We start from the raw sequence: 26,338 nt of genomic DNA on the forward strand, positions 1-26,338 counted from the left end.
TCATGCCACAGGCATTACGAAAATGTTATCGGTGCCAAATACGGCGTTATATCGCCAGCGCGCCAACTCGTTGCCGTTATCCATGACACGGCGAAATCCACCTTGCCATGGCGGCGATACAAACCCTGGAAAGAGGCGCTATGCGTCGCGCCTGGAATGAGACGCCCTTAAGGCTAAATAGGTATGTAGGAACTTATTGGGAGGCGCTTAACGCCCCCCGGCCCGCCGCATTGCAGCGCGCCGATATCGGGTTCTCTGACTATGGACCATAAAGGTCATTTGCGCCAATAACCTGATGCAATTATGCCTGGGCCGTCATGACAATCGTTGCAAACAGGCTATGACGCTATGTCCCGTCCCGGAAGGGGTTCGGACGGACCGGCGGGAACGAGGGTTTAACCGGCCGGCAGGCGCTCTATCCAGGCCTGAGCCATCAGCGCCTGTTCGCCGCTGGTTTCAGGCTGGGTTTGATGGGACACCGCCGCGATAAAATGCGCCACCGCCCCGGTAAAACCACGCTGGGTCAGGATCGATTGCCAGGCGGGCACCGGCAGTTCGCTGATGACGCCCTGGCTTTCGCTGCGCCACGCGCGCATCTCCTCGACGCGGTACACCGCGCCGGCGGTCACCGCGATCACCGTTTCGCTCTGGCTGCCGGCCTGGCGATGCATACTGGTGGTGACGGCGCAGCCCCGGTGCATAAAATGATGCTCGGCGTACAACATCTGTCCGGCGGCGTTATCCCGCAGAATGCCGCCGGTCAGTCGGGGCCCGCCGGCGGCGTCATTGGCCGCAGCGGCGTGATCCCGCGCGCCGTCGGCAAGCCAGAGCGCGGTATCCACCACGTGCAGATAATCGTCCAGCAGCGTGAAGCCCATCGCTTCGGGACCGACGTTGTCCAGACGGTGTTTATCCATGCGGAGGGAGGCGGGCTGCTGCATCTGTTGTTTCAGCCTGAGGTAGAGCGGCGCGAAACGGCGGTTAAATCCTACCATCAGCGCCCGTTGTTTCCTGGCCGCCAGGGCGACCAGCCGTTCCGCCTGCTCAAGCGTTGCGGCCAGCGGCTTATCCACATAGACGTGCAGGCCCCGTTCCAGTAAATGGCTAACCACGGCAAAATGGCTGGCGGTGCTGGTATGCACGAACGCCGCGTCGCAGCGCTGCGCCAGGGCGTCCAGGCTGGGAAAGCTTTCGATGCGGTAAGCCGCGCACAGCGTGCGCGCCTTGGCCTGGTTGGGGGAAAACGCCCCGGCCACCTCCCAGTCCCCCGCCTGGCACAACAGCGGCAGGTAAACCTTTTGCGCGATGCCGCCGAGTCCGACAATCCCGATACGTAATGTCATAATGTCAATGCCCCTAAAAAACGCTTACCGCCCGGGCTTCCAGGCGGCATAGGTCAGTGCCGTCAATATATGGTCGCGCCATTGCCCGTCGATCAGCAGGTAATCCTTGGCATATCCTTCCCGCTCGAACCCCAGGCGGGCCAGTAGATTACCGCTGCGCTGGTTGTGCGGCATATAGTTAGCCATGATACGGTGCATTTGCTGATGGCGCTGCATATAGCGGATGGCGGCCTGCAGCGCTTCGAACATAAGCCCCTGCCCTTGCCATTTTTCGCCCAGCGAGTACCCGAGAAAACAGGCATGGAAGGAGCCGCGCAGCACATTGCTGAAATTGGCCACGCCGTAGACTTCGTTTTCCCCGGGATCGAGCAGGATAAAATAGTAGGCGGTGCCCTGCCGGTGCATTTCGGTGATCATCCCCAGCCGGGCCTGCCAGCCCGACGGAAAACAGTGGCTTTCATCGCGCACCGGTTCCCAGGGTTTCAGGTACGCCTGGTTGCCGGCATAATACTCCGCCAGGCGGTAAGCATCGCGTTCGTGGACCAAACGCACCACCAGTCTGGCGGTAACCAGTCGCACTTTTGGCGACGCCTGTCGATAGCCAAACATCTTCCCTCCGCAGTCCGGGCGATTATTGAATCATGTTTACCTTAGGGTCTGGGTACCGGCGTGATGCGCGGCGATGATACAACCCGGCGTATGTCACCATCATACAATCTCCCGGCGCCGATGTTATCCTGTTAACGCGCGAGAAGATGATCCCTCTCATAAATTAGCGTTTCTATTAATAATTTTCGATAAAAAATTATCCTCTTTGCCGGGCTATCGTTATGGACGCATTACGTTCAGAATAAGTGTTCTCGTAAAATTTCTTTTTGGTTTGTGGTGAAGCATGTCCTCGGTGTCGCAAGCTCGGAGCTTGGGTAAATATTTTCTGCTTATGGATAATATGTTGGTGGTCCTGGGCTTTTTTGTCGTGTTTCCGCTGATTTCCATCAGGTTTGTCGATCAGTTGGGCTGGGCGGCGCTTCTGGTCGGTATTGCGCTTGGGCTGCGTCAGCTCATCCAGCAGGGCCTGGGTATTTTTGGCGGCGCCATCGCCGATCGCCTGGGCGCCAAGCCGATGATTATTACCGGCATGCTGCTGCGCGCACTGGGCTTTGCGCTGATGGCCGTCGCCGATCAACCCTGGATACTTTGGCTTTCCTGCCTGCTGTCGGGCCTTGGCGGTACGCTGTTTGATCCGCCGCGCACCGCGCTGGTGGTCAAGCTGACCCGGCCCCACGAGCGCGGCCGCTTCTTTTCGCTGTTGATGATGCAGGACAGCGCCTGTTCGGTGGTCGGGGCGCTGATCGGCAGTTGGTTATTAAAGTACGATTTCCATCTGGTGTGCTGGGCGGGAGCGCTGATGTTTATCCTGGCGGCGATGTTCAACGCCTGGTGGCTGCCGGCATATCGCATCTCATCGGTGCGCGCGCCCATGCGCGACGGCATGCGGCGGGTATTCAGGGATCGGCGTTTCGTCACCTACGTGCTGACGCTGACCGGCTATTATATGCTGGCGGTGCAGGTCATGCTGATGCTGCCGATCCGCGTTAACGAAGTGGCCGGCCAGCCCGCCGCGGTAAAATGGATGTACGCCATCGAGGCGGTATTATCCCTGACGCTGCTTTACCCCATCGCCCGCTGGAGCGAAAAGCGCTTTAGCCTCGAATTGCGGCTGATGGCGGGTTTGATGATCATGACGCTGAGCCTGTTCCCCATCGGCATGACCGACAGCCTGCAGACGTTGTTCTGCCTGATCGGCATGTTTTACCTGGGTTCCATTATTGCCGAACCGGCCAGGGAAACCCTGAGCGCGTCGCTGGCGGACAGCCGGGCCAGGGGCAGCTACCTGGGTTTCAGCCGGCTTGGCCTGGCCCTGGGCGGCGCCATCGGCTATAGCGGCGGCGGTTGGTTATATGACGTCGGGCACCGGCTGGACGTTCCCGATCTGCCCTGGATAATGCTGGGCCTTATCGGGTGCGCAACCCTGTTCGGGCTGTACCGTCAATTCCATCAGCGCCGGATTGAACCGGCCATGCTGAGCGGTCGCTGAGGATTGGTGGCCCGGCCCATGTTGTCCCATAATGATTATTACCCTGTCCGGCGCGCGGCGGTATGGCGCGCCGCACGCATTTAACCAGGAGAACATGCTTCATTATGAAACTCTACATTTATGAGCACTGCCCGTTTTGCGTCAAAGCGCGGATGATATTCGGCCTGAAAAATATTCCTATCAGTCTCCAGGTATTGATGAACGACGACGAGGCGACACCTATCGGCATGGTGGGGAAAAAAGTGGCGCCGATCCTGCAGAAGGAGGACGGTGGCTATATGCCGGAGAGCATGGATATCGTCCATTATATCGACACCCATTATGGTAGCCCTTTGGTGACGGGGCCCGTCAATCCCGCTATCGGCAAATGGCTGGAAGCAAACCATCCGGCCGCCTATCCGCTGGTGTTGCCGCGTAACGTTAACGGCAAGTTTGCAGAGTTTGCCACTCCTGAGGCGCGCCATTACTTTATCAGGAAAAAAGAAGCGGCCAGCGGCAGCTTTGAGGAACTTCTGGCCCATACCCCGGGGCTGGTAAAAAAAGTCAGCCAGCACTTGCGCGAGCTTGAACCGTTGATCCAGCAGTCCAACGCTTGTAACGGCGAGCTGTCCGACGATGATTTCCATTTGTTTGCCCGTCTGCGTTCCCTGACCATCGTTGCGGGGCTGGAATGGCCGACGCGGGTGGCTGAATATCGCGATAATATGGCCAAGCAGACTCAGGTTAATCTGCTTACCAGCGTAGCGCAATAACCTGCTTGCCCGCGCCTGGCCGCGGTACGCCGGGCGCGGGGCGTTCCTGAGGCATAGTGAGTTTTTTCCGGTGCGTGCGGCATGATCCGGCGCGCCATCCGCCGGGGCGAGACGGTTATCCTGTAATGAGCAGACGCCACGGTATTGAGGGTAGAGGACAGCATGAAAAATCGTTTCGTTGCATGGATTAAGCTGCTTTTCAGCTGCGTGCTGGCCGGCAGTTTATTAAGCGGCTGCAATAATTTGACGCAGTACAGCATCAGTGAGCAGGAAATAAACGCTTATCTGCAAAAGCATAACGATTTCAGTAAAAATATCGGCGTTCCCGGACTGGCCAACGCCCATATCGTCGTCACCCATCTGGCCAGCGAGATCGGCCGCGCCGAGCCCGATAAGGTGCGGTTATCCGGTAACGCCACGGTCAATGTCGATACCCTGTTCGGGTCGCAGCAGGCCGAGGCGACGCTGACCCTGCAGGCGCAGCCGTATTATGATAAGTCGCAGGGCGCGGTGTTTCTGAAAGATATGCGCCTGGTGGATTATCAGGTTCAACCGGCTGATGTCGACACCACCTTTCGCGCTTTGTCGCCTTATCTCGACCATGCGCTGAAATCCTATTTCGATAATACGCCGGCGTATGTGCTGGACGCCAATCGCAATAAAGATGAGGCGTTGGTGAAAAAGCTGGCGCAGGGATTGGAGGTTAAACCGGGCAAACTGGTTATCCCGTTTGGGTGAGCCCCATCGGCACGCGCTCCCTTGAACACGTCTGCCTTGAGTCCGGCGTTGGCGGGCCTGGCATGCCATGGGGCCTCGGCCGGGCGGAAAAACCACGCCCGATTCGACCCCATCGGCATGCTCTCCCTTCAACAGGCTTTATGCGGCATGGGTGATCGCCCTATTATTCAGCAGGGGTTTCGTCCAGTTCTTCGCGCAGCGCCTCAAGGGCTTCACGGCAGATTATCGCCAGTACCCGATAAAAGTCCCCGGTGGCGCAAGCCTCCACTTTACCCAAAAAGCGATCGCTCCAGGGCAGCAAATACAGATCGAACAGCTGGCATTGGGCCTGGGTTTCATCCAATCGCGCATGATCTTCCAGCCACGAGCCGGCAAGAAGCAGCGCGCCGAAATGATCTGCCGGGCCGTCTCCGGCCGGCATGCCGAGCTGTTGCAGGAAGGCCCCGACCTCGCCCTCATCCGCCGCCAGCCACGCCGAGCGCAGTGGCGGGACTTTTGCTTCGTCGCCGGTAAATAGCAAAGCGTATTGCGCGGCCAGGGCCTGCGGTTCGCAGCTTTGCTGCAGGCGGGCCAGCAGAGCGTCTTGCTCCAGGGGCCAATGGGCCGTCAGCTTACCCTCGCTGATAAGCGTCATCAGCGGCGCCAGCATGGCATCCTGCGGCTGGCGGTAAAATAACGTTCCCAGCACCCGGCAGACCATGGAAAAATCATTCATCGTGTTATCCGTTTTAGTAAGCAAAGTAAAACCGGCGCCGACCTTGTCATAAAACGTCCCCTGACGCAATGGTGTTAATACCCACGCAGGCGATCAACCAAGCCAAGCGGCGTCTGTCCGGTCTCGATACGACGTATGTTATCGGCAATGCTGTCCATGGCCTGCGACGGCAGTGTCGTGGCGGCAATATGCGGGGTAAGCGTAATGCGCGGCGCCGTCCAGAAAGGATGATCGCGCGGCGGCGGCTCCTGCCGGCAGACATCCAGCGTTGCCGCGGCAATCTGCCCCTGCGCCAGAGCGGCAAGCAGGTCGTCTTCCACCATATGCGCACCACGGGCAATATTGATGATATACGCGCCGCGATTGAGGCGCGCAAACAGCGCGGCGTTCAGGATGCCTGTCGTCTGCGGCGTGTTCGGCAGCAGATTCACGAGTACCTGTACGCCGTTGAGAAACGCGTCCAGGCCTTCCCGGCCGGCAAAGCTGGCCACTCCCGGGATAACCTTCGCGCGGCGGGTCCAGCAGCGCACCGGAAAACCCATGGCACGCACCGCCATTGCCGTTTTACCGCCCAGCACCCCCGCGCCGGCGATGCCGACAAGAAAGGTTTCCCTGGCGGGCAGCGCCAGCTCGCGCCATTCTCTCAGGCTTTGCTGCAGGGCATATTCATCCAGGCGCCGGTAATAGCGCAGCACCGCGGCGACAGTATACTCAATCATCTGCTGCGCCATGCCGGTATCTTCAAGCCGCATCAGCGGTACATTCGCCGGCAGCATATCCGGGTGCAGGCGCACCTGATCCATTAAGGCGTCCACTCCCGCGCCGAGGGCAAACACGCCTTTAAGGCCGGGCCGGCCGGCCAGCATCGCACGGGGAGGATGCCAGACCACGGCATAATCGGCCGGCAGGTCTACGTCCTCTCGCCACAATCTGATATCAGCGTCAGGAAATCGTTGCCGCAAGCCGTCGATCCACACCGCCGCGTTGTCCGTCGGGTGATAAAAAATGATCCTCATAATAAAACGCCTTCCATCCCAGCTTTTTTTCACCATTTAACATACCGTTAGCCTGGGTAAAGCACAATCTTGCCAAACGGTATGACAGGTAACCACAGCGGTTGCCCATGCTAAAAATCGCAATCGCTAATACTCAGGCTGGCGCATATAGTCATTTTTTACCAGCAGTTAACATTTTGTGCCTTATTGCCTGGCCCTGTGACGGCTGATGCAGGCGCCATAACATAAAAAAGCTAAATTTAAGTGACAAAAAGTGAAATCATTAAGAATTATCTTATGCATGCGCTGGGTTGAATGCGGAATAAACATCGGGCGGTATTTGCTTGTGAAAAAGAATAAGCGAAAAAAAAATTACTCACTGGCCGATATTATTTTTCGCATTTTTTGTATGGACTTGGACATGAATAATTATTCCGAACCGTTTAGGGTATAGCGTCATGATACGAATCAACATTATGATCTTACGACAATAGTAGGACGACTGGCGGCTGCATGCGTGTTTAGCCCGCCACCGCAAAAATCTGATATCAGGGCCTGCATGCCCTGAATGTAGGCTCCCTTATCCAGTCGGGCATTTACAACTAAAAGTTTAAAATTAACGTTTATCTATTCCTCTGAAGAAGGAAATAAAACAATGAAATTTTATAAAAAAGCGTGATTAACCCCATAAACTATTAGGTTTTGTAATTTCACTTGCGCAAAAAGGTACGATTTGATGTTTTTAAATTCAGATTTATTACCGTCGCGACTTCCCCGGTCTCGACTATTGTTTATAAGGACTCAAATCGTACAACCGAACTATCAGGTATTGGAGAAAACTATGAGCAGGTAAATGAGTGATGAAAAAAATAAAATATCAGACAGTTACCCCTTATAACTCTTGAAAATTTTATGATCGCGTGTAGCTTGCGGATCAGCGATATGATAAGAAAAAAAATACTATTGAGGTATTTTGAGATGAAACTTACACAACCCATCACGATCAATCATCTTGATGTAACAATTGCGCCCAATATCCATAGTCGTCTGCGCTGGAAAGAGTACCAGATACTAAATTTATTAATCCAGAATTCACCAGCGGCGGTGACGCGTGCCGAGCTGGTTAATCAGATTTGGAAAGGAACCTATTGTTCGGACTCGACCATCAACCAAACGATAAAATCCATTCGCCAAAAGCTGGGGGATGAGAACCATGACATAATTAAAACCATACCGCGCATAGGCTATATCATTGAAGAAAAACAAATGGTTAATATTTTCTTTAACCCCCAATCCGTCGATGAATACGTACCTGAGCCCTTAAGACCGGAACCCGCGCAGGCCACAGCAGCTACGGCGGCTACGGCGGCCCGCATGACTTGCGAGCCAGATATCCAGGAAACGGCCACCATGGAAGACGCGTCTTTTGACCAGCCCACCTGGGCATTGCCGCCGCCTTCGAGAATTACAAAAACCATTACCAGACCGACAGTAAATAGATCGAATCCGTTAAAAGATGTTTCTTCCGCTTTTGCGGCCAGGATTCAGCAAACAAAAAGTAAAATCATATTGGGATCAATGGCTTTTTTTATTTTATCTCCTTTGATAATGTATTCCTTTTCAACAATTAAAATCCCTTTCGCTTCTTATGCGTTGGAACTGGCGCGGTTCAATAAAGTCAACGCGGTGACCCTGACGTGCCCGTTAGGTTATAATAGTTCTTCCAGTGACGCATTTTCCTGCAAAAGCCTAACGGTCAAATTCGACGGCGTTGCTTTCGATTGCCAGGTGTTAGGTGAAAAGTAGCGTTTCACTCCCTGACGCCCTCGTTATTTTCATAAAAAAGCCCGAATAGATATTCGGGCTTTTTTATCGGCTAATGAAATTTCTCCTGCCGTTAAGTGAAATGAAATTCAGGTGAAATCATCCTTTTTTCAGTCAATTCTTATATTCCATGAAACTAAAATTATTTTTCTAAAAATTATTTTACTTTTTTTTATTTGCCTAAGTAAGCATAAAGCTATATTTTTCAATTATTCGAGAAAGTTATATTTCGGATACGTGCCTGTAGCTACCTTGTTAAGCAATCTTTAACAGCTCTATTGACATCGGAATTTGAGACATTTTTACCCGAAGAGGAACATGAGAGCTATCATTTATAATTCATTGTGGATCATACTTGAGAAGTTATGCTTTGCAGGCGCAGGCATCATTTCAGCAATGTATATAGCCCGTTATCTTGGACCTGAAAATTTCGGTACGCTGAGTTATTTAGTTTCGATTATCGCATTGATATTGCCTTTTATACAATTGGGCAGCGACAATGTCTTATTCAATCGCATAGCAAAAAACCCGCACAGTGGCATGAACCTGATGGCAGCCTCGTTGCGGATAAAGTTCCTGCTGTTTATCATTTTCAGCGCGGGACTGCTCCTCTGGGCATATTATGCTGTCCCACGGCAACACTTTTATATTTTAATGATTTTATTACTGGGAACGTTTTTTACCTTAAGGGATATTTACAAACTGTATTACGACGCGACTCTGGCGTCCAAGGTTAACCTGATTATCAACAACACGGTATTGGTTATATTTGTGCTAGCCAACCTGCTGTTTGCCTGGTTGCAGCTAAGCTTGATATGGTTTGCGGTTTCCCTGGCGGGCAGAAGCTTTGTTCCTTATATTGTGCGCAGGGTTCTATTTTATCGCCATCAACAGGCTAAAGGGATTCATTATAAAAGAAAGCTGAAGGCCAAATACAGCCGCTTTTATAATATCTATTTACTGAAGGTGGGGTTGCCACTGGCTATATCCAGCCTGGCGATAGTGATCTATACCCGTATTGATCAGATAATGCTGGCGAAATTCATTGGTTATCATGCGGTGGGTATTTATAGCGCGGCACTGGCGATAAGCGGTGGCTGGATGCTGGTTCCCATGGCGCTGATTACCTCGTTTATGAGCACCATCGCCAGCGAGCGCGATGCCAAAAGGGCCGCGGACCGTGTGCGCATGCTGTATATGGTCACCCTGGTAGTGTGCGCGCCGGTGATAATCATCATAGGATTTTTTAGTCACGATATCATACAGTTAATTTATGGTGCCGCCTATAAAGACTCGGCGTCCATCCTGTTGATATGTGCATTGACATCCCTTTGCAGCGTATTGGGCACCATTTCGTACCGGATAATATTGATGCATTCCGGCTATCATTTTGTCGCATTAAAGATGCCGGTTATCGCCTTACTGAACATAGCCCTCAATTATCACTTTATTCCGCTATTCGGCATAAAGGGCGCGGCGCTATCAACCTTATTATCCGAGGCCATATCTCTGTTCGTGCTCAATGCGTTGTTCAAAAAAGGGTTAGTCACTTATCAGTTGCTCAGTGCCTATAAAAGTATTCCAAAATTTATAATTGAGGTGCAAAACTATGTTAAATCCACTCGTCAGGCAAGCGTTTAAAATGTTGCCAGATTTCTTGTATCATCAATTAAAATATGCGCGTGTATTCAAAAAATGGCCGAACATGGCCCAGCCAACGACCTTTAGCGAGAAAATCACTATACGTAATTTTCGGCCTAAGCAGATTTACACAAACTTAGCAGATAAATACAAAGTTCGAGATTATATTGCTAACACCATAGGCGAAAAATATCTCATCCCGCTGCACGCAGTGTTCGATGTACTCACGGAAGAAATTTATGCGGCTCTTCCGCAAACCTTCGTTATCAAGGCCAACCATGGATGTGGTTTTAACTTAGTCGTGCACGATAAAGCGGATACCACCTTCGCCCAACTCAGTGCGTTAACCCGTTATTGGACTAAAACCAATTATTACAAAACCAATCGAGAAAAACATTATAAAAAAATCCAGCCCCGCATCCTGGTGGAGCACCTGCTGCAGGACGAGGGCCATATACCCAACGATATCAAGTTCCACTGCTTTAACCAGCAGGGTGAGATGCATATTTTTATCCAGGTTGACTACGACCGTTATGGCCTGCATCGCCGCGACGTATTTGATACTGAATGGCACAAGACCGATATCAGGATGGGCTTGCCGAACAACCCTGTCCCTATGCCCGCGCCTAAGAATTTACCGGAAATGGTGACGCTGGCAAAACGTCTGGCGGCGGATTTTAATTATGTCAGGGTGGATTTTTATGAAGCCGACGGCAATGTCTATTTTGGTGAGCTGACCTTTACGCCGGGCGGTGGCCTGTGCAAAATGTATCCGGAAGGGGTGCAGCACCAATGGGGCAGTTTTTTTACCGAGTAACGCCGGGGCCCGTGGTAGAAATGATAATAAATATAAGATGTCATTAAATGGTATTTTACTGCACCGATATCGCTGAGAGGCGAACCGGGAATAGCACCGTCTGCACACATGAACGGGCGGGCTATTCCCAGCTTTTTCGGCTGGGCGTTGCCGGCGGCATAATACTGAGGCTTGCCGCGCGAAATACCCCCCTGCCCTCCCCCGCGCCGCACATTATTCACCCCTGACGGCAGGCCCGATGGCATCGCCACCGCCGCCAGACAAGCGATACGCTCAAACCCTGAGCAAACAACGCATCCCTGATAAATTATACTTGACCGGAATGGGACGAATCCCTATAGTACCGCCCCGTTGACCCTTGGTTAACAGCGTGGTGAGGTGTCCGAGTGGCTGAAGGAGCACGCCTGGAAAGTGTGTATACGAGAAATCGTATCGAGGGTTCGAACCCCTCCCTCACCGCCAAAATTATTAGGGTCAAGCTGTTGTTAACAGCCTGGCCTGGCGGTAATAAAAAGCCCGGATGATTATCCGGGCTTTTTTTAACTCAATGATAAGGCGCCATACTGACGACGCATGCGTAGCGACCGTCAGCGATAGGCATTCAGCGTACGCTGGCACAGCGCGGAGCGAACGCAATCCTGTTTGCCGAAACGCACCACACCGATCATTTCGTCCTCCTCGTTAAACCGCTCCAGAGCATCAGCCAGTCCGGATTTTACCCCTCTGGGCAAATCACATTGCGTAATATCACCGTTGACAATAACCGTGACATTTTCTCCCAGACGGGTTAAAAACATCTTCATTTGGTTGACGGTAACATTCTGCGCTTCATCCAGAATAACCACCGCATTTTCAAAGGTACGTCCGCGCATATACGCAAAAGGAGCGATTTCCACCTTGCCGATTTCAGGGCGCAGGCAATATTGCATAAAGGACGACCCCAGCCGGCGCAGCAAAATATCATAAACCGGTCGGAAATAAGGGGCGAATTTTTCAGCAATATCCCCCGGCAGGAAACCCAGGTCTTCGTCGGCCTGTAATACAGGCCTGGTAACGATAATACGGTCAACCTCTTTGTGGATTAATGCATCGGCGGCCTTAGCGGCGCTAAGGAAGGTTTTACCACACCCTGCCTCGCCGGTTGCGAAAATTAACTGTTTGGTCTCAATGGCTGTTAAATAAGCTTCCTGAACTTCATTACGTGCCTCTATTAACCTGGTGTCGCGACTGTCGCGCGCCATGCCTATCGATTCAATCCCGCTCATATGAACAAGAGAAGTGACCGAGTCCTCTTCACGCATTTTGTGATTGCGTGATTCACGCCGGATAACGCGTTTAGCTTCGCGACGAGCTTTGATCACTACTTTTTGTCTTCCCATAAGTGGCACCTTACAGTTTGTTTCACCATTCACACAGGCATAGGCCTGGTGATTACGCTTCACATTCAGATGAGGTTGTGGCTTCCTTTAAAGCCAATAATAGCCATGAGATAAGATGACACGGCCCGTTGCATCCGCATGGACAATACGGACGTACCGGAGTGCGCATCAGTTGGAAAAAAGCAACGGAGTTGAGAACACAAGGGAACAATTACATTGCCGGTCGGCAAAAACGAAGTTGGAAACGAAGCGTTGAAATTACAACCGCCGACTGTTCCGGAGGCGATTGGTGCAGAACCTGGTATTGCCATCAGCCCATAAAAGGACACTGTCATTAGCGATCCCCGCAGTGAGGTTATGAATTTCGCATCTGAACAACTTTCTAAACTAGCTTGATGTCTTGAGTATAATGACATTGCATCACTTTGCGCTGGGATTGCAATATTTTTTTTAGCATTCGACCAAATAATAAGCAATAGCCGTTACGCTTGAACTGGATGACCTTAACCCAATAGCGCCCCCCGACTTTATCGCCCGCTGATATATCGCCCCACAGAACGCTTTTTCCCGCTGCGCTGGTAAAAACCCGCGGCTTACGTAAAACATCAATTATTACAAATTTAATCAAATAACCCCCGTCACGCCGTTCTTGCGCCATCATGCCGGTGCGGTTTACGGCGTCCAGGCGTCGCCCGCGCCACGATTGCAACCTTATTAACTATAAGTTAATTGTTTATTAACCCGGTTGCACTTAGTTGCAACATTGGCGATAGTGATATCTCACATGCTCGCCGGGGATACAGCGATGGTAACCACTACGATGGGGGTAAAGCTTGACGATGCCGCCAGGGAAAGGATTAAGAACGCGGCGCGGCTGATTGATCGCACTCCGCATTGGTTGATTAAGCAAGCTATCTTCCATTACCTGGATGAGCTGGATAAGGGTCATGCCCCTGGGCAAGACGCCGCGTCCATGCCCGGGGACAACGACCCGGCGGAGCCGCCGGCAATAGAAACGCGCCAGCCATTTCTGGAGTTCGCCGAACAGGTATTGCCGCAATCGGTATTGCGCGCCGCCGTCACCGCCGCAGGGCGACGTCCGGAAACCGAAGCCGTGCCGTTGCTGATTGAACAGGCGCGCCATCCCGCCGCCGCGGCGCAGATAAGCCAATTAGCCCGCCGCCTGACCGAAACGCTGCGCCAGCAGCACAGCGCCGGCGGCCGCGCCGGCATGGTGCAAGGATTTCTGCAGGAATTTTCCCTGTCGTCGCAAGAAGGGGTGGCGTTAATGTGCCTGGCGGAGGCGCTGCTGCGCGTGCCGGATAAGGCCACCCGCGATGCGCTGATCCGCGATAAAATCAGCCGCGGCAATTGGCAGCCCCATATTGGCCGCAGCCGGTCGGTATTTGTCAATGCCGCCACCTGGGGACTGCTGTTTACCGGCCGTCTGGTGGCCACCCATAACGAGGGCAGCCTGTCGCGCTCCCTGAACCGTATTATCGGTAAAAGCGGCGAGCCGTTGATCCGCAAAGGCGTGGATATGGCCATGCGCCTGATGGGCGAACAATTCGTCACCGGCGAGAATATCGGCCAGGCGCTGGCCAATGCCCGCCGGCTGGAACAGCGCGGTTACCGCTATTCCTACGATATGCTGGGCGAAGCCGCCCTGACCGAGGATGATGCCCAGGCCTACCTGCTTTCTTATCAGCAGGCCATCCATGCCATCGGCAAGGCCTCCAACGGCCGCGGCATCTATGAAGGACCGGGCATTTCCATTAAGCTTTCCGCCCTGCATCCGCGCTATGCCCGTTCTCAATACGCGCGGGTGATGGACGAACTCTATCCCCGGCTGCTGGCGTTAACCCTGCTGGCGCGCCAATATGATATCGGCATTAATATCGATGCCGAAGAGTCGGACCGCCTGGAGCTATCCCTGGATTTATTGACCCGACTGTGTTTTGAACCGGTGCTCGCCGGCTGGAACGGCATTGGTTTTGTCATCCAGGCTTACCAAAAACGCTGCCCGTTTGTTATCGACGAGCTGATAGACCTGGCGCAGCGCAGCCAACGGCGCCTGATGATCCGTTTGGTGAAAGGGGCGTATTGGGACAGCGAAATCAAACGCGCCCAGGTGGAGGGACTGGAAGGGTATCCGGTCTATACCCGTAAGGTATATACCGACGTCGCCTACCTTGCCTGCGCGCGCAAGCTGCTGGCGGTGCCGCATCATATTTACCCGCAGTTCGCCACCCATAACGCCCAGACGCTGGCGGCCATCTATCATTTCGCCGGGCAGAACTATTATCCTGGCCAATACGAATTTCAATGTCTGCACGGTATGGGCGAGCCGCTGTATGACCAGGTGGTGGGACCGGTGGCCGACGGCAGGCTGAACCGCCCTTGCCGCATCTATGCCCCGGTGGGTACCCATGAAACCCTGCTGGCTTATCTGGTGCGCCGGTTGCTGGAAAACGGCGCCAATACCTCATTTGTTAACCGTATTGCCGACAGCGCCCTATCCCTGGATCACCTGATTGCCGATCCGGTGGACGAGGCGCTGGCCATCGGCGAACGGGAAGGCGGCGTTGGCCTGCCGCACCCGCTGATTCCCCTGCCCCGTCGGCTGTACGGTCCGTTACGGCTTAATTCGGCCGGGATCGATCTGGCCAATGAACATCGTCTCGCCTCGCTCTCCAGCGCCTTGCTCAACAGCGCCAACCTGCACTGGCGCGCCCACGCCGGCGATAGCACGTCACGCGACGGCGAGTTATGGCATGCGGTGCTTAACCCGGCCGACGCGCGCGATAATGTCGGGGAATGCCGCGACGCCACCGAAGACGACGTCGAGCGGGCCATTGCCTGCGCGGATCACCACGGCGCGATATGGTCGGCCACGCCCTGCGCCGAACGAACCGCGGTTTTAAACCATGCCGCGGATCTGTTGGAACAGCGTATGCCCACCCTTATCGGCCTGCTGATACGCGAGGCCGGTAAAAGCTTTGCCAACGCCATCGCCGAAGTGCGCGAGGCCGTCGATTTCCTGCGCTACTATGCCGGCCAGATCCGGGAATTCGATCGCGACGGCTGCCGTCCGCTGGGGCCGGTGGCCTGTATCAGCCCCTGGAACTTCCCCTTGGCCATCTTTACCGGCCAGGTGGCGGCGGCGCTGGCCGCAGGCAACAGCGTGCTGGCAAAGCCCGCCGAACAAACGCCGCTGGTGGCCGCGCAGGCCGTCGGCATCCTGCTGGAAGCGGGCGTGCCGCCCGGCGTACTGCATTTCCTGCCGGGCGACGGCGAGACCGTCGGCGCGCGGCTGGTGGGCGACCATCGGGTGCGCGGCGTGATGTTTACCGGGTCCACCGCCGTCGCCCGACTGATACAGGCGACGCTCGCCCAACGGCTGGACCCGCTGGGACGTCCGGTGCCGCTGGTGGCGGAAACCGGCGGGATTAACGCCATGATCGTTGACTCTTCCGCTTTAACGGAACAGGTGGTGAACGATGTCATCGCCTCCGCGTTCGACAGCGCCGGGCAACGGTGTTCGGCGCTGCGTTTATTATGTATTCAGGAAGAGGTGGCCGAACGCACTCTGCGCATGCTGCGCGGCGCCATGGCGCAGTGCAGCGTCGGCGATCCGCAATGGCTTGCCACCGACATCGGTCCGGTGATTGACGCCCAGGCCCGGCAGGCTATAGAGGAACATATCGCCGCCATGCGCGAAGCCGGCCACCCGGTATGGCAGGGCGCCCATAACGACGGCGCCGGACGGCAATCCCTGGGCGCCGGTACCTTTGTCATGCCCACGCTGATTGAGCTGGACAGCGTGGCGCAGCTGGATAAGGAAGTGTTCGGTCCGGTCCTGCACGTGGTCCGCTACCGCAGCCGCGACCTGAACACCTTGCTTGAGCAGATTAACGCCGGCGGGTATGGCCTGACCCTGGGCCTGCATACCCGCATTGATGAAACCATAAACCGGATAATGGAACAGGCGCGGGTAGGTAACTGTTATGTCAACCGCAATATGGTCGGCGCCGTGGTCGGCGTGCAGCCCTTCGGCGGAGAAGGACTCTCCGGCACCGGGCCCAAAGCCGGCGGCCCGCTGTATCTTTATCGCCTGTTATCCCAACGGCTGCCCGAGGCACGGCCCGACGCGCTGCGCGCCGGGGACGCGACCGGCAGCCCGTGCGCGCCGCGGCCGGCTTATGACGCCCTGATGATATGGGCCGGGGAGAATATGCCGGCGGAGAAGGTGCGCGCGCTCAGGCGCTTTGGCGAGCTGTCATTGGCCGGCACGGTCAGGATGCTCACAGGCCCGACCGGCGAGCAGAACAGCTACCGCTTATTGCCGCGCGCACGCGTATTGTGCCTGGCCGAAGACAATAATGACCGGCTAACGCAACTGGCGGCGGTGTTAAGCGTCGGGTCCCAGGCACTGTGGCAGGACGGGCCGGAGACCCGCGTGCTGTATGACGGTCTGCCGGAGGCGGCGCAGGCGCGCATTGTCCTGCACGATGATTGGCTCAAGGCGGCGGATCCGTTTGACGCCGTGCTGTTCCATGGCGACTCGGACCGGCTGCTGGCGCTCTGCGGCACGCTCGCGCGGCGGCCCGGCCCCATTATCCAGGTGCATGGCTACGCGCGCGGCGAGACGGCGATTTTACTGGAGCGCTTATTAGTGGAACGGACGGTCAGCATTAATACCGCCGCCGCGGGCGGCAACGCCAGCCTGATGACCATCGGCTAAACCTTTATCCCCCGTCCGCCGCCATGGTATAGACATGGCGTGGACGGGCAACCGGCCTGGCTTTTAAAAATTACGCTGCCAATTGAGGTACTGATCGTATTTACGCAGGGCGATGCGGTAATTGCTTTGCCCTGCGTCCGGAACGTCCTCAATAAGCATTTGCGGGCCACTGGGGCGCTCGAATTTATCATGGGGATAATTCCTGGCCGCCAATATTTCATCAAGGCGCCGCAGGCGTACCACATATTCACGAATAGTACTGTGACTCATCGCCGTCTGTTCAAATAAATACTGCTTGAACGCTTTGATATCGAAATAGTTGGCTTCACTATTGCAAGAAATTACGCTGCAAAACCGGCACAGCGCCGTCAGCTCTTTATTCAGGCTTTGCCAGACGAGATCGTCGATAAGCTGGTCCATACCGGCGATGGCTTCTTTATTGATAATCTGCCCGCGAAACACCAATGTCATACGATCCAACGGCTTGCCGCACTGGCAGCAATGGGTTTGACAGTGCTTGAAATCTTTCAGGTAACGGCTCAAGGGCCGTTTTTTACCCACTTTGGCTAACATGTCGTTTTCCCTAGTGCTAAGAATAGGGCTTTCAATAGCGCATTGGACTTGCGCTATGGAAAGCTAATTAATATGTTTTAATATCTCTATCAGCGTGCTTAACAACGGGGAATTTATTATTCCCCTACCCGGCCGCTAATGATCGTTATTCAGGCGCGCGCGCAAACGTTTAATCGCCTGGCTATGCAATTGACTTACCCGTGATTCACCCACCTCCAGCACCGCGCCAATTTCCTTCAGGTTCAATTCCTCCTGGTAATACAGCACCAGGACCATTTTTTCCCTTTCCGGCAAACCGTCGATGGCCTCAATGACCCTTTCACGCAAATTGTTCTCCATTAATATCTGGAGCGGATTAGCGTCTTCGTGTCCCGGCATTAGATTATCGGCACTGTCGCCGTGATCTTCACACCATTCGTCATAAGAAAAGAGCTGACTGTTGTTGGTGTCGAGCAATATCTGCCGGTATTCCCCAAGCGTAATATTGAGCGTCTGGGCGACTTCCTGTTCAGTGGCAACCCGGCCCAGCTGCTGTTCGGCCTGATGAATGGCCTGCGCCACCTCCCGCGCATGGCGCCGCACGCTCCTGGGCACCCAGTCCCTGCTGCGCAGCTCATCAAGCATGGCGCCGCGAATGCGCTGCACCGCGTAGGTGGTAAAGGTCGTGCCCTGCAGGCAGTCGTACCGTTCCACCGCGCTCAACAGGCCTATCCCCCCCGCCTGCAGCAGATCGTCGAGTTCCACGCTTGCCGGCAGCCGCACCTGCAGACGCAAGGCCTCGTGACGGACCAACGGAATATAGCGTTGCCATAGGGACTGTTTATCTATTACGCCCGTGGCAGTATACAGATCGCTCACCATGACTATCCTACATTGATCCTCTTATCGATGTTATTATCCGGTTAGCCGGCACGATCAATCGGCTGAATAGTCGCTTAAATACCCCTCTATTTATATCCTGCCGGATCGAACGCAATTTACTTTATATAAACAGTGGCTTATCTTCGTCCGCGGCGGTATTTATTTCACATTGGCCATGATATAGCGAAAAAAAACCCCGCCTGGGCGGGGTTTTTACGCATTACAATGCGATGAACAAATTATTGCAGCAGTTTCAGCACGGTCTGCGGAACCTGGTTAGCCTGGGCCAGAACCGAGGTACCGGCCTGTTGCAGGATCTGCGCCTTGCTCATGTTGGACACTTCCGTCGCGTAGTCGGCATCCTGGATACGGGATTGCGCTTCGCTCAGGTTGCTGTTGGTGCTGGCCAGGTTGTTGATAGTGGAGTCAAAACGGTTTTCCACCGCACCCAGCTTGGAGCGCAGGGTATCAACGGTGGACAGCGCGCTGTCCAGGGCTTTCAACGGATCGGTGGTGGCGACGGCCAGCGATTTGCTTGAATCGTAAGCGGCGCTGGTAATCTTGCCGTCATCATCAGTAGTGACGTCAGCGGCGTAATACTTAACTTTATCAGCCGTGGTGCCGTCTGTCGTATCTTTGATAAAGTAATGGTTATTTTTATCTTGAACAATACTGACATTGGCCGAATCAATTTTCGAGTCTTTATTGGTATCGGTGGCAACGGAAACTGCAGCGGTAGTCGCAGCTTCAACCTTCGCGGTTAATACGCCAGAGCCGTCGACAGAAACGGTGGCGGCATAACTTTTACCTGCGGAAGTCACGACGGAGTAATTGCCCTTGGCGTCTGCAACCAGGGTACCGGCACCGATATTGGTCGCGTCGGCGTTACCGGCGGCATCCACGGTGGCAGCCAGTGAGGTGTAGGCAGCGGTGCTGCCGGCGGTTACGGTATTGACGGTTTTACCGGTCAAGTCGGTGTTAGTCACACCGGCGCCTACGGTAGCCGTTAATTTACCGGTTTTATCAATTGTGGTGGTGGCTTTATAAGCCTTGCCGTCATCACCTTCGATATAATAATCGGTACCGTCGGAAATTACCTTGGTGCTGGCGCCGATGGCTGCCTTGACAGGTGCATCAGCACCGGTCGCATCAGCGGCGGTCGCAGTAAGTGCGACGGTGCCCGTGGCAGCAACAGCGGTACCGGTTGACAAGGCGGCGGCGGACGTGGTGCCGTTCGGGCCGTTAACATTAAAGGTATTCAGTGTCAGCGTGGTGGAATCAATTTTTTGCAGATCGATATTGATCACTTCACCATCGTTGGAACCCACCTGGATTGACAGGGTTTTATTCTGGCTCAACACTTTCACGCCGTTGAAGTCGGTTTGCTGGGATATACGGTCGACTTCAGAGAGGCGCTGCGTGACTTCGTCCTGGATGGACTGCAGGTCGCTGGCGGAGTTGGTGCCGGTTTGCGACTGCACGGTCAGGGTACGAATGGCCTGCAGGTTGGTATTGATTTCGTCCAGCGCGCCTTCAGTGGTCTGCGCCAGGGAGATACCGTCATTGGCATTACGCGACGCCTGGGTCAGGCCGTTGATATTGGAAGTGAAACGGTTGGAGATCGCCTGACCGGCGGCATCATCTTTAGCGCTGTTGATGCGCAGGCCTGATGACAGACGTTCGATAGCGGTACTCAGTTTGGACTGAGACTTGTTCAGGTTGTTCTGAGCCAGCAGGGAAATGCTGTTAGTATTGATAACTTGAGCCATGGTATATTCCTTTGAAATCATGCATCAGGACTGAGTAATTAATTCGGGCATCAATACGAGTAAGTGTTAATGGCCGTCCCACAAGGTATCGGCGAGCCGTCGGTAACCTTTAATGAAAAATGCAAATTTCGCCCTACCATTCCCCGCAAGACCTTAATAGCCGGAATTAACCCCCTTCTTTTCTCCTCTACCCCCCATGACGCTGCAAAAATCGCGGTAAACTTCTTGCCGCCGGTGCCGATAACCGCTTCGCCTACCGCGTAATTATCAGGAGAGCAACATGACCAACATCAGTTCACTCGGCGTCGGGTCCAACCTGGACCTAAGCACCCTGCTGGATACGTTAACCACCGACGAAAACAAGCGGTTAACACCGATAACCAACAAGCAGACCAATATCAATGCCAAAGTGGCGGCCTACAGTACGCTGCAAACCGCGCTGGAAACCTTTAATACCGCCACCAAGGCCCTGTCCGATAACACGCTTTATACTAAAAAAGTGACCAGCACCACCGATGGGTTTACCTCGACGGCGGGCGACACGGCGGCCAGCGGCAGCTATAGCATTAAGGTTACCCAACTGGCGACGGCGCAGTCGCTGGCCACCAAACAAGTGTTTACCGATACCACCTCGCTTATCGGCGCCAGCAGCACCACCCGTAGCCTCAGCATTCAGGTGGGCAGCGGCAAGGCCGTGGCCATTCCCCTGACCGACGCGCAAACCACACTCGGCGGAGTGCGCGACGCCATTAATAAGGCCAACGCCGGCGTCACCGCCAGTATCGTCCAGTCCGGGGACAGCGGTTACCAGCTGGTCGTCACGTCCAACACCACCGGTACCTCATCCAATGTCACCATGAGCGTCACCGGCGACGCTACCCTGAACGGCATCCTGGGCTACGACAGCAACGGCACCGACGCCGATAAAACCGCCGCCGGCATGAATGCCGCCGTGACGGCTCAGAACGCCAAGCTAACGCTGAACGGTATCGCCGTCGAACGCAGCAGCAACACCATTACCGACGTGCCCCAGGGCGTTACCCTGACCCTGACGGCGGAAAATACCACCGCACAGAACCTGATAGTGCGCCAGAGCGCCACCGATTCAACCAAAGCCGTCGAGGATTGGGTCTCGGCGTATAACACCCTGCAAACCACCTTTACCACGCTAACAAAATATACCCCCGTAACGGCCGGCACTGCGCCGGACGCCAGCAATGGGGTTCTGTTAAGCGACAGTGTTTTGACGTCGGTAAAAAATCAGCTGCGCAGCGTGCTGGGCGCGGGCCAGAGCAACGACGGCATCAAGGCGTTAAGCCAGGTCGGCATCACGCTGAATAAAGACGGCACCCTGGCCACCGATGAGGCCAAACTGGTCAAAAACCTGGCGGACAATCCATCGCAGGTGGCGGGCTTTTTCGCCGGCGACGGCAAAACCACCGGAATGGCGACCCAAATGTCGTCCATTGTCACCTCGTTCACCGAGGACAGCGGCACCATCAGTGATACCAAGGACAGCCTGGCCGACGTGCTGACCGGACTGAACAAGCAGTACACCCAGGTTCAGACCAGCATCACCAATAATATTGCCCGCTATAAAAAACAGTTTACCCAACTGGACGTGCTGGTTTCGTCGCTGAACAATACCGCGACGTATTTAACCCAGCAGTTTGATGCCATTTCTAACATATCATCCAGCAGCAACTGATTGCCGCGGGCGTAAATTTCTGGGAGAAGGATAGTAACAATGTACGGTTCACATGCGTATGCCGTCGTGGGCTTGCAGAGCAGCGTCATGAGCGCCAGCCCGCATAAGCTTATCACCTTGTTATTTGACGGGGCGCTCAGCGCCCTGGCGAAAGCGGACATCTTCATGGCGCAGGGCAATATCGCCGCCAAAGGCAATGCACTGTCCAAAGCGATTGAGATTATTGATAACGGACTGAAAATGGGTCTGGATATGGAAAACGGCGGCGAACTGAGCCATAACCTGGCCGGTCTGTATGATTACTTCTGCCGACAGCTTATCCAGGTCAATCTGCATAACGATCGCGACCTGCTGCAGGAAATCCGTCTGATGCTCACCGGGATCGCCGATGCCTGGAAGCATATTTCCCCGGGCGGCCCGCAACCTTAATGAGGAATATTCTGATTATCAGATTCATGTTTCGTTTCTAATAATGGTTATCCCGACACGTCAGGGTGTGTGATAAAAATAGCTAGGAAATGAGCAGAATTAACCCAATTTATATGTCCGATACCTACTAGGATAGCCATAATGGATGCTTGCCCTTCTCTTTTAGCCCATTATCAGCAAATTCTTGCGCTAAGCGAAAATATGTTGTCGATGGCCCGTCAGTCAGAATGGGATGCCTTGGTCTATATTGAAGAAAAATATGTTCAGGCGGTGGCCAAGATCGCCGAACTGAATTCTTTGTTGGAAAATCCACTTTCCACCGTTATCCAGGATAATATTGCCTTGGTATTACAGCAGTTGCTGAAAAATGAACATGAAGTAAATCAATTGCTTCAATCACGCCTTGATCAGTTGAAAGAGCTCATCGGCCAGTCAAACCGTCAGCAATCCATTAACTCGGCCTACCATAAGTTTTCCGATCGGGCGTCGATGCTGCCGGGTGAGATAAAAAAATAACCGCCTGCGACGATATCAGGCGGGAATCATCCTAAAAAATGCGTCCAGGCCCACGTGGGAGGCAAAATTGTCATTTTCGCCTATATTTACAGGGTGAACACTCAATAAGGATGATAACAATGTTTGATAGAGCCAAAGATAAAGCGGAAGAAATTGCGGGCAAGGGCCAGGAAGAATTCGGCCGTGCTACCGGGGACAACGCGCTCCATCTGGAAGGGAAACTGCGTAAACGCGCCGCGCAGGCGTCTTACAGCGTGAACGACTGTATTGATCAGATTAAAGAAAAAACCGTCAATGATCCGATTCCGGCGCTGCTGATTGCCAGCGGCGTGGGTTTCCTGCTGGCTAAAATTTTAGGCCATCGCCGTCATTGATTCTGCCCGGTTGGCGCCGGGCGACGGCGTGTCCCACATGCGGTTGCCCGGTGTCGCGGTAAGCCCGCGGTTGTAAAAGCAGCAAGAGCTATACGGGTGGCGAAGTGTTATCATCATCGTCTCTTTATAGCCGCGGCGATTATTATGTCTATCCTTGATGCGCTTAAGGCGTTCGGCAGTACTTCAGTTAAAGTCACGTGCCCGGAATGCGGCAACGCAACCCAGCAACCCGCCCAAAAAGTACGCAAAAACATCACGTTAGTTTGTCCCAAATGCGGTCACTATTTTCTGCCGAAAGACAAATAGGCTTTGCCCTATTGAGAAATTCGCCCGCGCTATACCGCGAGCAACCCTATCGCCACGCCGATAAAAAAACGCCGGGTTTCGTCGCTTTCCCGCTCCTGCTCGGCGGCCAGGTACGCCATGATGGCGGCCGGATGAATCTTGGCGCCGCGCCGGTGGAGCGCCAGGCTGGCCTGGCCTATCAACAGACTTACCGTATCATGGGTGTGCCGCAACGCCTCTGCGGGTATTGTCATCGCCGTCTCCTATTTTCTCTTTATCATTTTGCCGGCGTAATGTTGCAGAAAAATGAACAGAGAATGAATAACGGCGCAGGGGATATGACGGCACACAACGGCGCCAGGCGAATAGAGTCATGATGGATAAAATCCGTTTTTTGGCCTGTCTGCGTATAAGTACGTTTTTTCAGCAAAATTTCTTAACAAAATCTATGCCGATCGCTTTAATCGTTTTCGTAGCAGCTCCCTTCAACGTGCTACGAAAGGCATATTGCCCCTTCTCTTCCATGCAGGAATCATTACCACCAATACAACGTTAACCCACGGAGCGACCGCCTGGGCCGTCATTGACATGCGCATGCGCGCGTAGAACGCAGAGTGCCTGCATTGACGCCATGAACAGAGCCTATTTATCTTAAAGACAACAATCCCCCGGTAAACCGACGTAATGGCCTCCCAATCTGGTTTAGCCAGTTATTCTCGTAACCTTTTTATTCTGGTTGCCGATAAGCTATTAAACGAATAAGGGGAAATATATGAATTACGTATTTATTACTTTGCTGGGTTTACTTGGGTGTTGTTATGTTTGGTCTTGGTTGACCATCGGGAGTTACGGCCGTTTCAGATACACGAATAAGCGCAAAAAAGATGTTGGTTTGCATTTAATTCCTTGCAAGACGCCAAGGAATCGCGCTAAATCAGCAGCGATTTATAGCTCTTTGCGTAGTATTTTAAAAAAGCTCAAGGCCGACGGTTATGAGACTGTTTCTTTTGAGTCGCATCTCCTTGATCAGCGTGGAACAGATATCATTCAAAAAATCGTCACTCAAGAACATATTTCAATACTTTCAATATCCTACAGAAAGACACCGCTATGGCGGAAAGTTGTGATTCCCTACATCACATTTATTTTCAGAGCTAAGCGCGTGAAGATAAATAAAATGAGTGGGAAAATTGTCATCAAGTTGTGATACCTGATTCAGCCGCCCTGGGGCGACGTTTCAATGTAATATTGTAAGGAGTGGATCAATGTTATTAATTTCCTCATCGGCATGGAACGGGCAGAGCGGCTGGGCAGATGCAATCATGCCGCATTGGCCCTCTAGGGCGTTGCAACGGATAATAAAATAAGCATCATTTACCGCAACAGTTACCCCGGCTATGACACTGCGGTCATAGGGTATAGGCACATTAGCACTCAGTTTGTCTGAATCCTCGACCGTGCTGCCACTATCAATCAGCACGCTCACACCTCGGCGCCCTTTTAACTGAGGAACGCCTGACGGCGCGGCGATAGATGATTGTCCAATGTCCGGGCGCTGGGCTTTAGGATGCAAAATCGGATATTTAAACTAATATTAATATTCCAAGGGGCAATATCAGTTTTCAACACAAGCAAAGGAGTTAATCATGAGCCTTTTCAGTTTTGTCAAAGAAGCAGGCGAAAAATTATGGGATGCCGTCAGTAATAGTGATGATGCGAACAAGAAACTGCAAGAACACATCAGCAAGCTGGGATTGCCAGGCAGTGATAAAGTTGAGGTCAAAGTCAACGGTGATACGGTTACAGCTACCGGTGCCGGGATTTCACAAGAGCTTAAAGAAAAAATTCTTATCGCTGCTGGCAATGTTGCCGGGATCACGAAAGTGGAAGACAACGTTACCGCGGTCGATAACGTCCCCCAATCGGAACTCTATACCGTCAAGAAAGGCGACACATTAAGCGCCATCTCAAAGCAGGTTTACGGGACTCCCAACGAGTACAACAAAATTTTCGCAGCCAATAAACCTATGCTCTCCCACCCCGATAAAATCTACCCCGGTCAGGTTTTGCGTATTCCAAAATAACCGGCTGCGTGGCTAACCGTTATATTCGGGGCAACCCTAACGCCATGACCTGAGAGCAGGAAACCGCCAGGCCCTCTTTTGAGGGATGAATTTATCCGGGTTCTTTAGTTCGTTGAACCCGCATTGCCTGTTGTATTCACCCCCATTGACCGCCATACACGCGCGGGACAACACGTCATCTGACATTATCGTTCTTTGCCCCACCCATGCCCCATGGAGAAACAGCGTGAGGGAATGGACATTACTATCAGTACGTCAGTGCCCCTACACGGACATGTTCATGATGTCCTGATAGGCCGCCACCATTTTATTTCTCACCTGGACGGCGGTTTGCAACGAAATGGAAGATTTTTGCATATCCACCATCACATCATTGAGTCCTAAAGCCGAATTGCCGGTGGCGAAGGCTTCCGACTGGACGCGAACCTGGTTTTGCGTATCGCTGGTTTTATCCAGCGCAGCGCTGAGCATGCCGGCAAAACCGCCGCCGGACTCGGGGGCTTCGCTAACGCCGCCCGCAGCCCTGGCGGCCTGCTGCAGTTGTTGAACCGCTGATTCAATCCCCTGAATAGCCATGACGTTTCCTCAATTTTAACGTTGGCTGCTACCTTAGCAGAACCCTTGGCGGCCTAAGGCGCTAAATAACGCTAAAACACCCGGTTATTTCAGCCATCGATTGTGTTGCTAAAGGCA

The 26,338-nt window shown here is 53.6% G+C and carries 26 protein-coding genes and 1 tRNA gene; 15 read left to right on the forward strand and 12 right to left on the reverse strand.

Annotated elements, in window-relative coordinates:
- Window positions 1-395: 395 nt before the first annotated feature.
- Both ABUK12_RS05665 and rimJ read right to left on the reverse strand, forming a co-directional pair.
- Window positions 396-1,346 carry a Gfo/Idh/MocA family protein gene (locus ABUK12_RS05665; protein ID WP_410016562.1) on the reverse strand — a complete coding sequence of 317 codons (951 nt, stop codon included), beginning with the start codon at window positions 1,344-1,346 and terminating at the stop codon, window positions 396-398.
- Between the two features lie 21 nt (window positions 1,347-1,367).
- Window positions 1,368-1,952 (reverse strand): ribosomal protein S5-alanine N-acetyltransferase, encoded by a 585-nt coding sequence (gene rimJ, locus ABUK12_RS05670; RefSeq protein WP_410015362.1) that lies wholly within the window; start codon window positions 1,950-1,952, stop codon window positions 1,368-1,370.
- A gap of 283 nt (window positions 1,953-2,235) precedes the next feature.
- On the opposite strand from rimJ, the gene mdtH reads away from it, so the two are divergent.
- From mdtH to ABUK12_RS05685, 3 genes are all read left to right on the forward strand, one after another.
- Window positions 2,236-3,441: a multidrug efflux MFS transporter MdtH gene (gene mdtH / locus ABUK12_RS05675; protein ID WP_410015363.1), complete on the forward strand. Its 1,206-nt coding sequence runs from the start codon at window positions 2,236-2,238 to the stop codon at window positions 3,439-3,441.
- A 104-nt stretch (window positions 3,442-3,545) separates the two neighbouring features.
- Window positions 3,546-4,193: a glutaredoxin 2 gene (grxB, locus tag ABUK12_RS05680; protein WP_410015364.1), complete on the forward strand. Its 648-nt coding sequence runs from the start codon at window positions 3,546-3,548 to the stop codon at window positions 4,191-4,193.
- A 162-nt stretch (window positions 4,194-4,355) separates the two neighbouring features.
- Window positions 4,356-4,931 (forward strand): lipoprotein, encoded by a 576-nt coding sequence (locus ABUK12_RS05685; RefSeq protein WP_410015365.1) that lies wholly within the window; start codon window positions 4,356-4,358, stop codon window positions 4,929-4,931.
- Window positions 4,932-5,094: 163 nt separating this feature from the next.
- Here ABUK12_RS05685 and ABUK12_RS05690 read toward each other — a convergent pair whose 3' ends face one another.
- Both ABUK12_RS05690 and ghrA read right to left on the reverse strand, forming a co-directional pair.
- Window positions 5,095-5,646: a molecular chaperone gene (locus ABUK12_RS05690; RefSeq protein WP_410015366.1), complete on the reverse strand. Its 552-nt coding sequence runs from the start codon at window positions 5,644-5,646 to the stop codon at window positions 5,095-5,097.
- A 74-nt stretch (window positions 5,647-5,720) separates the two neighbouring features.
- Window positions 5,721-6,662 (reverse strand): glyoxylate/hydroxypyruvate reductase GhrA, encoded by a 942-nt coding sequence (gene ghrA / locus ABUK12_RS05695; RefSeq protein WP_410015367.1) that lies wholly within the window; start codon window positions 6,660-6,662, stop codon window positions 5,721-5,723.
- 957 nt (window positions 6,663-7,619) lie between these two features.
- Between ghrA and ABUK12_RS05700 the strand changes: the two genes are divergently transcribed.
- From ABUK12_RS05700 to ABUK12_RS05715, 4 genes are all read left to right on the forward strand, one after another.
- Window positions 7,620-8,447 carry a transcriptional regulator gene (locus tag ABUK12_RS05700; RefSeq protein WP_410015368.1) on the forward strand — a complete coding sequence of 276 codons (828 nt, stop codon included), beginning with the start codon at window positions 7,620-7,622 and terminating at the stop codon, window positions 8,445-8,447.
- 336 nt (window positions 8,448-8,783) lie between these two features.
- Complete coding sequence (locus ABUK12_RS05705; RefSeq protein WP_410015369.1) at window positions 8,784-10,106, forward strand: flippase; 1,323 nt, start codon at window positions 8,784-8,786, stop codon at window positions 10,104-10,106.
- Window positions 10,075-10,923, forward strand: coding sequence for an ATP-grasp fold amidoligase family protein (locus tag ABUK12_RS05710; RefSeq protein ID WP_410015370.1), 849 nt, complete (start codon window positions 10,075-10,077; stop codon window positions 10,921-10,923). The genes ABUK12_RS05705 and ABUK12_RS05710 overlap by 32 nt, the downstream gene beginning before the upstream one ends.
- Window positions 10,924-11,295: 372 nt before the next feature.
- Window positions 11,296-11,385 (forward strand) — tRNA-Ser (locus ABUK12_RS05715).
- Window positions 11,386-11,510: 125 nt separating this feature from the next.
- On the opposite strand, the gene phoH is transcribed toward ABUK12_RS05715, so the two are convergent.
- On the reverse strand, window positions 11,511-12,302 hold the full coding sequence (phoH, locus tag ABUK12_RS05720; RefSeq protein WP_410015371.1) for a phosphate starvation-inducible protein PhoH: 792 nt from the start codon (window positions 12,300-12,302) through the stop codon (window positions 11,511-11,513).
- A gap of 382 nt (window positions 12,303-12,684) precedes the next feature.
- Window positions 12,685-12,963 (reverse strand): hypothetical protein, encoded by a 279-nt coding sequence (locus tag ABUK12_RS05725; RefSeq protein ID WP_410015372.1) that lies wholly within the window; start codon window positions 12,961-12,963, stop codon window positions 12,685-12,687.
- Between the two features lie 144 nt (window positions 12,964-13,107).
- Here ABUK12_RS05725 and putA point away from each other — a divergent pair, with 144 nt between their 5' ends.
- Window positions 13,108-17,046, forward strand: a complete 3,939-nt coding sequence (gene putA, locus ABUK12_RS05730) for a trifunctional transcriptional regulator/proline dehydrogenase/L-glutamate gamma-semialdehyde dehydrogenase (RefSeq protein WP_410015373.1) — start codon at window positions 13,108-13,110, stop codon at window positions 17,044-17,046.
- A 63-nt stretch (window positions 17,047-17,109) separates the two neighbouring features.
- Here the strand turns inward: putA and fliZ are convergent, their stop codons facing one another.
- From fliZ to ABUK12_RS05745, 3 genes are all read right to left on the reverse strand, one after another.
- Window positions 17,110-17,619 (reverse strand): flagella biosynthesis regulatory protein FliZ, encoded by a 510-nt coding sequence (gene fliZ / locus ABUK12_RS05735; RefSeq protein WP_410015374.1) that lies wholly within the window; start codon window positions 17,617-17,619, stop codon window positions 17,110-17,112.
- Between the two features lie 135 nt (window positions 17,620-17,754).
- On the reverse strand, window positions 17,755-18,477 hold the full coding sequence (locus ABUK12_RS05740) for an RNA polymerase sigma factor FliA (protein ID WP_410016563.1): 723 nt from the start codon (window positions 18,475-18,477) through the stop codon (window positions 17,755-17,757).
- A gap of 242 nt (window positions 18,478-18,719) precedes the next feature.
- The gene (locus ABUK12_RS05745) at window positions 18,720-20,249 is read right to left on the reverse strand and encodes a flagellin (protein WP_410015375.1); all 1,530 of its coding nucleotides are present in this window, start codon (window positions 20,247-20,249) and stop codon (window positions 18,720-18,722) included.
- A 280-nt stretch (window positions 20,250-20,529) separates the two neighbouring features.
- Between ABUK12_RS05745 and fliD the strand changes: the two genes are divergently transcribed.
- The 5 genes from fliD (at window position 20,530) to ABUK12_RS05770 (ending at window position 23,582) form a co-directional block, all read left to right on the forward strand.
- A complete protein-coding gene (gene fliD / locus ABUK12_RS05750) occupies window positions 20,530-21,957 on the forward strand; it encodes a flagellar filament capping protein FliD (protein WP_410015376.1) in 1,428 nt (475 codons plus the stop codon).
- 39 nt (window positions 21,958-21,996) lie between these two features.
- Window positions 21,997-22,386 carry a flagellar export chaperone FliS gene (gene fliS, locus ABUK12_RS05755; protein ID WP_410015377.1) on the forward strand — a complete coding sequence of 130 codons (390 nt, stop codon included), beginning with the start codon at window positions 21,997-21,999 and terminating at the stop codon, window positions 22,384-22,386.
- A gap of 141 nt (window positions 22,387-22,527) precedes the next feature.
- Complete coding sequence (gene fliT, locus ABUK12_RS05760) at window positions 22,528-22,902, forward strand: flagellar protein FliT (RefSeq protein ID WP_410015378.1); 375 nt, start codon at window positions 22,528-22,530, stop codon at window positions 22,900-22,902.
- Window positions 22,903-23,021: 119 nt separating this feature from the next.
- Window positions 23,022-23,276, forward strand: coding sequence for a CsbD family protein (locus tag ABUK12_RS05765; protein ID WP_410015379.1), 255 nt, complete (start codon window positions 23,022-23,024; stop codon window positions 23,274-23,276).
- A gap of 144 nt (window positions 23,277-23,420) precedes the next feature.
- Window positions 23,421-23,582 (forward strand): YnfU family zinc-binding protein, encoded by a 162-nt coding sequence (locus tag ABUK12_RS05770; RefSeq protein ID WP_410015380.1) that lies wholly within the window; start codon window positions 23,421-23,423, stop codon window positions 23,580-23,582.
- Between the two features lie 29 nt (window positions 23,583-23,611).
- On the opposite strand, the gene ABUK12_RS05775 is transcribed toward ABUK12_RS05770, so the two are convergent.
- Window positions 23,612-23,815, reverse strand: a complete 204-nt coding sequence (locus ABUK12_RS05775) for a hypothetical protein (protein WP_410015381.1) — start codon at window positions 23,813-23,815, stop codon at window positions 23,612-23,614.
- 518 nt (window positions 23,816-24,333) lie between these two features.
- Between ABUK12_RS05775 and ABUK12_RS05780 the strand changes: the two genes are divergently transcribed.
- On the forward strand, window positions 24,334-24,768 hold the full coding sequence (locus ABUK12_RS05780) for a hypothetical protein (RefSeq protein WP_410015382.1): 435 nt from the start codon (window positions 24,334-24,336) through the stop codon (window positions 24,766-24,768).
- Window positions 24,769-24,798: 30 nt separating this feature from the next.
- Here ABUK12_RS05780 and ABUK12_RS05785 read toward each other — a convergent pair whose 3' ends face one another.
- Entirely contained in the window at window positions 24,799-25,047 is a 249-nt protein-coding gene (locus ABUK12_RS05785; RefSeq protein WP_410015383.1) for a hypothetical protein, read from the reverse strand.
- A 160-nt stretch (window positions 25,048-25,207) separates the two neighbouring features.
- Between ABUK12_RS05785 and lysM the strand changes: the two genes are divergently transcribed.
- Entirely contained in the window at window positions 25,208-25,645 is a 438-nt protein-coding gene (gene lysM / locus ABUK12_RS05790; RefSeq protein ID WP_410015384.1) for a peptidoglycan-binding protein LysM, read from the forward strand.
- A 264-nt stretch (window positions 25,646-25,909) separates the two neighbouring features.
- Here the strand turns inward: lysM and fliE are convergent, their stop codons facing one another.
- Window positions 25,910-26,221: a flagellar hook-basal body complex protein FliE gene (gene fliE / locus ABUK12_RS05795; RefSeq protein ID WP_410015385.1), complete on the reverse strand. Its 312-nt coding sequence runs from the start codon at window positions 26,219-26,221 to the stop codon at window positions 25,910-25,912.
- Window positions 26,222-26,338 lie beyond the last annotated feature (117 nt).

The sequence above is a fragment of the Sodalis sp. C49 genome, from assembly GCF_046352915.1.
Lineage (GTDB): Bacteria > Pseudomonadota > Gammaproteobacteria > Enterobacterales > Enterobacteriaceae > Acerihabitans.